At 58.7% G+C, this 6075-nt stretch carries 4 protein-coding genes and 3 pseudogenes; 2 read left to right on the plus strand and 5 right to left on the minus strand.

The genetic code is table 11. The features are described 5' to 3' along the window. Nucleotides 1-139: 139 nt before the first annotated feature. Nucleotides 140-601: pseudogene (locus ACR65T_RS16370) on the plus strand (ATP-binding protein); the annotation flags it as partial. Between the two features lie 315 nt (nt 602-916). Here the strand turns inward: ACR65T_RS16370 and ACR65T_RS16375 are convergent. Then, nucleotides 917-2053, minus strand: coding sequence for a DNA topoisomerase IV subunit A (locus ACR65T_RS16375; RefSeq protein WP_434497493.1), 1137 nt, complete (start codon nt 2051-2053; stop codon nt 917-919). Next, nucleotides 2050-3735 (minus strand): DNA topoisomerase VI subunit B, encoded by a 1686-nt coding sequence (locus tag ACR65T_RS16380; protein WP_434497494.1) that lies wholly within the window; start codon nt 3733-3735, stop codon nt 2050-2052. The genes ACR65T_RS16375 and ACR65T_RS16380 overlap by 4 nt, the downstream gene beginning before the upstream one ends. Nucleotides 3736-3967: 232 nt before the next feature. On the opposite strand from ACR65T_RS16380, the gene ACR65T_RS16385 reads away from it, so the two are divergent. Beyond that, nucleotides 3968-4735 carry a bifunctional DNA primase/polymerase gene (locus ACR65T_RS16385; RefSeq protein ID WP_434497495.1) on the plus strand — a complete coding sequence of 256 codons (768 nt, stop codon included), beginning with the start codon at nt 3968-3970 and terminating at the stop codon, nt 4733-4735. Between the two features lie 239 nt (nt 4736-4974). Here ACR65T_RS16385 and ACR65T_RS16390 read toward each other — a convergent pair whose 3' ends face one another. The 3 genes and pseudogenes from ACR65T_RS16390 to ACR65T_RS16400 form a co-directional block, all read right to left on the minus strand. Beyond that, nucleotides 4975-5538 (minus strand): thioredoxin family protein, encoded by a 564-nt coding sequence (locus tag ACR65T_RS16390; protein WP_434497496.1) that lies wholly within the window; start codon nt 5536-5538, stop codon nt 4975-4977. A gap of 39 nt (nt 5539-5577) precedes the next feature. Further along, a pseudogene (locus tag ACR65T_RS16395) lies at nt 5578-5917 on the minus strand (hypothetical protein). Nucleotides 5918-5942: 25 nt separating this feature from the next. Next, nucleotides 5943-6075: pseudogene (locus ACR65T_RS16400) on the minus strand (IS1595 family transposase); the annotation flags it as partial.

Genomic DNA, 6075 nt, shown 5'->3' on the forward strand with positions numbered 1-6075 from the left:
AGGCGAATGGTGACGTGTTCGACGCCGCCGTAAACGACCTGCCGGCCGGTCGACGCCACCGTTTCCCCAGATAAAGGGTGGAACGCATAGTGGATCGTCTCTTCATTCGCCAGAAGTCCGGCGCCATGTCTCTGCCTCGCCTGGAACGGGAAAGACGCACCTGGCAACAGCTCTCGGCGTTCAGGCCGTCGAACATCATCGCAAAAAGGTTCGCTTCTTCTCCACCGTCGAACTGGTCAATGCGCTTGAGAAGGAAAAAGCGCAGGGCAAAGCAGGTCAGATTGCCGAACGGCTGGTTCGCAACGATCTCGTAATCCTGGATGAACTTGGCTATCTGCCCTTCAGTCCGTCCGGCGGCGCCTTGCTCTTCCATCTGCTTAGCAAGCTTTACGAGCGCGCCAGCGTGGTCATCACCACGAACCTGAGCTTCAGCGAATGGGCCGGCGTGTTCGGCGACGCGAAAATGACGACGGCGTTGCTCGATCGCCTGACGCACCATTGCCACATCGTTGAAACTGGCAATGACAGCTTCCGCTTCAAGGCGAGCGCCGACGCAACAAAACGACGAAAGGAGAAAGCTAAAAACTTGACCCCGGCATAAAGACCAAAACATAAATCCAGGTGGGTCAGTCCTCAGTGAAAAACCCGGGTCAAATCCTAGCGGAAATCAACAGCATCGCCAAACGGAGCGCGTGCCAGGGCCCGGGCCTGCTTTGGCGCGACGAGCGCGATAGCATTTTGGTTTCAGGGCTGGCGCTGAGGTTAGCCCTCAGCCTCGCGCGCGACGACGACCCGACCAGCCGTTCTGCTGGACGCCGTCACGGGTTCTTCTCAACCGCCCTCGCGGGGCGACCCGCGCCCAATCAGCGCAAATGCGCCACGTCGCAAGTGCTTCTTTATCTAACTGCGTCAGGTCTCACGGCAGAAAACCGCTCTCGTCGGCGAGCTTCCGCGGCAGATATTGGTCGATAACGTAATTGAGGCCCCATTTGGCCAGCGCTTGCTGCTCGGCGCGTACCCCCATTTTAAGCAATTGCTCGATGGCGGCGATCCATGCAGGATTAGCCTTGATGAACGGGTCGTTTTGCAGCGCGTCTTGCGCCCGCTTAACGTCGGTCGCTGTAAGGGCGTGGGTCGCGTCCTCAAGGCCAAAGTCGAGAATATCTTGTGGCGTGACGCCTAAGAAGCGCGCCCGCGGCACACACAGGAAGCGATTGACGTGAGCGGCGTTGCCTGAACCTACCTTGAGCGTGCGGTAAATATTGGTGAACCCATAGGGGTCGCAGTCCACAAAGCAGTAGACAGGCAAATCCTGCGTGTCGGAAAGAAGGCGAATAAACCGCCGAGTCGCGCGGGTCGGCACGCCGCCCATTTCAACGATGATGCATTTCGCGGTTTCCCAGAAACGGTGATTGTTGAGGCGTTGAAACATGCCGCCGGTTTCAATGGCGAGCACGAAACGCGCATCAGTCCTGAAGCTCAAGTGCTCGGCCGAACGTGGAATACTATAGGCGCCGCTCCCGAGATTGGCGCAGTCGATCTCAATGGATCGTCCAGTCGCGGAATCTTTGTCGATGACGGTGAGCCGGCCGGCGACTGAGCCGCCATGCGACTCGGGGTAGAAGCGTAATTGCTCGCGTGAAAGGCCATGCATCGACGCCATGGCTTCGATGTCGTCCATAATGGCGTCAGACTCGGCTTGTTCGTCGAATCGGCAGTCCCCCCAGTTCTTGCTGATGTAATAGGCTTCGCGCTTCGTGGCGAAATCATTGCTCTCGACCATGGCGCGGGAAGTCGCCATCAGGCGTAGCGTTTGCGCGAAAGATCGGGCGGTGTTCACCGTCAACGTGCGCAGCTTGTGTGCGCCGCCCAGCTCCAAATAGCCTTTCATTTCATCATAGGTCACATTGTCGAGGCCGCGGGCGGGGAGCTTGATGCTAGGCAAGACTCCAGTGTCGATGTCTTTGCGGACCTCGCGCGCGATCGATTCAATCAAGGTGATCGTTTCTTTATCCTGATCGCTGGGCGTCTTGACGGAGCTGGCGTTCTTCATGGTTTCGACCTTGGGGTCGTGCGGCTCGTGTGGAGGACGTCATCAAGCATGTTCACGGTAGAATCCCGTTCATCGTCGCTCAGCGCCAAAATGTCCTGCAGGGCGGCGCCAATATGCGGCAGATACCTTTCAATGTGGGCCCGTCTGTCATATTCCTGACGAAGGTGAAGCTCGCGGCGCAGGTAATGCGCGAGTCGACGCGCACATTGTTGCAGCCCTAATTTGATCTCCTTGAGAATTTCCGGATAGGGCTCGATCGCTTCCTTGGACTCGGAAGTATAGGGAATCCAAACCGAGGCCACGTGGACCAAGATCGCCATTGGCGCATTCGGCAACGCCCCTTTGGTCTGATGGAGGCCATAAGTCCGCCAGTTCGTCTGAATTACGGCCTTGGTGATGGCGCAACTGGACTGCTGGTAGAGGAGCGGCGTCCGATTCGCAAAACGCAAAAGACGAACAGGCTCGTCCTTTGGCGCGATCAGCTGTTCGACCGCGCGGGCATGTTGCGCTTTTTGTATGCGTCGCATATGGCCGCCGGCGTCTACCTCAATGTCGGGCTCGCCGGGACGGCCAAACGCCATTCCGACTTCCACTTGAAACGGGTTGCCGCGATAGGCTGCGGCGGGCCGGGTGGCGGTTGTATAAAAATCCGCGGCCAATTCCTTGCGTAAGCCTTCGAGAAGTTGCGCTTCGCCGATTGGGACAATGCAATCCGTCCGCGGGGCCAACACGCGTGTTTTTTGGATGGCGCGATGCAATGCCGCGGCCTGCGCGTGGGCGATGTGGGTTGGGTAAGAGCGATCGGTTAGCGGTTTACCGGCGCGCTTGATAATCTCGATCGCCGTCTTTTTGCCAACGCAAGAAAACTCATCGACGAGAAACCGCAACAAGGACCGACTCGTTGTGTTGCTCAACATTTGGATGAGCCGACCAAGCTCGACGCCGTGCGGATGCGGTTTGATTTCTTTTGGTCGAGAGGGAAGGGTATCGGCGCAGCGAAGAAAATGGGTTTCTTTCCCATGCGGGTCAACGTATGTGATCGACACATGCGGATTGGCGATGGCGGTCTGCTTTAAATAGACTTCAACCGAATGCGGCCCCGTTTGATGGTGGCCCTCCATCTCCATCTCGACCCGCGTTCCGTGCGGGCGGTCCCACTCGACGCGTCTCTTCTTGTGGATGTCCGGCCGATTATTGGCCGTATCGATCGAGACGTAAAGCTCCGAAGCCAGTTCATCGCCTTCGGTGCGGCTGATGATGTGCAGCGGCTTACCCACGGTAAGTTGACCGTACATTCCCGCGGCCGAGATTCCCATTCCCTGTTGACCGCGCGACTGGCTCAGTTTGTGGAATTTCGATCCATAAAGCAGTTTGCCGAAAATGCGCGCGATTTGGCTTTCGACAATGCCAGGGCCGTTGTCCTCGACCACCACTCGCGCTTTCCCCAAACGATCGCGCACGTGCACAACAATTTCGGGCAACACCCCCGCTTCCTCGCAAGCGTCGAGGGCGTTGTCCACAGCCTCTTTGACGGCCGTGACCAACGCCTTGGCGGGCGTATCGAATCCAAGCAGGTGACGGTTCTTGAGGAAGAACTCCGAAACGGAAATTTCGCGCTGCCGACTCGCCAATTCAATGGCGGTGGGGACTCTGGTTTGCTTGTCGGACGAAATTTGCGCCATGCGTCGCCGCGCCGATTGCCGCGCCCTTATCAGCTGCGCGGGTGGAGTCTTGCCAAGGGCGGGCTCCCTGACCGCGCCGGTCTTTATGTAACATATATATGTAATTGGAGCTTTGCATTGGCGTCGCCAGCGCTTGACCTATTTCCGAAGCCTCCCGTAAGTCCTTTCAAGGGAAGAACCCCGTAAAGGGACGAATGAGAGCTCTTCCGGCGGCTCGGGTGAGGCGGAGGCGATGGCCGAACAGACGGCGAGGGCCGAAGCAGCCAAGCGTTACTTGGCTCGCGGCTGGTCGATTTTGCCGCTGCGGCCGCGCGATAAGCGGCCGCTCATCCCTTGGACGCATTTGCAGATCCGACGACCTTCGAGGGAGGACGTCGCCGAATGGTTCCGGCGATGGCCGGACGCCAATATCGGAGTCGTCAGCGGCGAGATTTCAAATCTGATTGTCCTCGATGTCGATCCGAAGCACGGAGGCGACGTCGCGCTCGAACGATTGGAGCGCAGATACGGTCCGGTTCCCGCGACGGTGGAAGCGACAACTGGCGGCGGTGGCCGTCACCTCTATTTCGCTCACCCGGGCGGCCTCGTCAGGAATCGCGCTGGCTTGGCGCAGGGAATCGATTTGCGGGGCGACGGCGGTTACATCGTCGTCCCGCCGTCCATTCACCCGAGCGGCGCTTTTTACGAATGGGCTCCGAGACGCAACCCCGACGAGATCGCGCTGGCGCCTCTGTCGCGCTGGCTGATCACGCCAATTCAAGGGCTGCGCGTCGGACGTTCGCTTTCCGATTGGCGGCATCTCGTGAAAGAAGGGGTGGCGGAGGGCCAACGCAACTCGACGATTGCCTCGCTGACCGGCCATTTGCTCTGGCACAATGTCGCCCCCGACGTCGCGCTCGAATTATTGCTCGCCTGGAACCGCATGCGATGTCGCCCACCGCTTGACGATACGGAGGTTGCGCGGGTTGTGTGCAAGTATCACAAAACTGCACGATTTTGAAAACGCGTTCGAACAGGAACGAACCGGCTCGGACGAATTTGGGTTGTGGCCAAAGGCGCCATGACGCGCCCTCAAATCCGAACAGCGCCATGCTCAACAGCAGCAGGTGATTGCTTGCATGGATCGCCCTCTTACAACAAGGAGGGTCATGTTGCGCCCGTCCTCAAATTGCGCCTGCCGCTCGGCGCTATTTCGCCGCCTGTTTAGGGCAGGCGCTATCTCAAGTCTGCTTGGTGCGCTCAGCCGAGCGTCGATTTCCATTTAATCGAACAGCCGATCGAGGGAATTTGGTCGGGCGGGGCCGCTCCCGTGGCGGCGATGGCGCGCATCGCCTCGACGAGTTCTCGCCTCGCCCCGGCCGGAGGCGGAGACGTGCGTCCCGCATCGAGACGGCCTCGATATTTGAGTTTGCGATCTCGATCGTAGCCAAAGAAATCGGGCGTGCAGACTGCGCCATAGGCTCGCGCGATGGATTGTGCTTCGTCGTGAAGATAGGGGAAGGGGAAATCGTGCGCCTTCGCGAATTCCTTCATCTTGTCGAAGGAGTCCTCGGGATAAATCTCGGCGTCGTTCGCGCAGATGGCCGCAAAGCCGATCCCTTCTTTCATGAGCACGCGGGCGTCGCCGACAAGCCGGTCGATCACGGCTTTGACGTAAGGGCAGTGATTGCAGATGAAGACGATCACTGTTCCATTTTCGCCGGCGATATCGTCGAGCGAGCAGGTTCGCCCGTCCGTGGCGGGAATTCGAAAATCCGTCGCCGACGTCTCAAGGATGATCTCTTCGGGACTCATCGCCGCCATGGCCGCGCCTCCATTCTACTTAAAAAGGCTTCTTGAGGCTCAGTAGATAGGGCGCCTCCTACAGAGCGCCCGAACCTCTTCACGAAGAGTCGCGATCGTCAGCGCGTCAGTTGGAACTTGCAGGATGCGGGCTATCCATTGCGCGATCATTAGGAATTCCGAAACCCCAAAGCCGCGCGTCGTTCCGGCGTTGCTGGAAAGGCGCAAACCCGAAGTCGCTTCGGGAGGGCGCGGATCGAAAGGGATCAGGTTCTTGTTGACGGCGAGGCCCGCGCACTCAAGCAAGCTCCATCAGCATCAGGCTGGTGTCGGTTCCACCGGTGACGATGCGAAGCCCGTCGTCGCTGAGCGTCACCGCCAGAGCCTGCGCGTTCTCCACGATTGCCTCATTATAGACTTCCTGATTACGCCTGAAAGTCAGCCAGTTTGAGCAGTCGATAAGGCATGGGCAAAGTTCTGATCGCGACGAAGCCGAGACGCGGGATCATTTCGCTGAGGTCGTATCGACGGTTGAATCGATATTCGAACTCGGCGAGA

The sequence above is a fragment of the Methylocystis sp. genome (assembly GCF_051061285.1).
Classification (GTDB): domain Bacteria; phylum Pseudomonadota; class Alphaproteobacteria; order Rhizobiales; family Beijerinckiaceae; genus Methylocystis.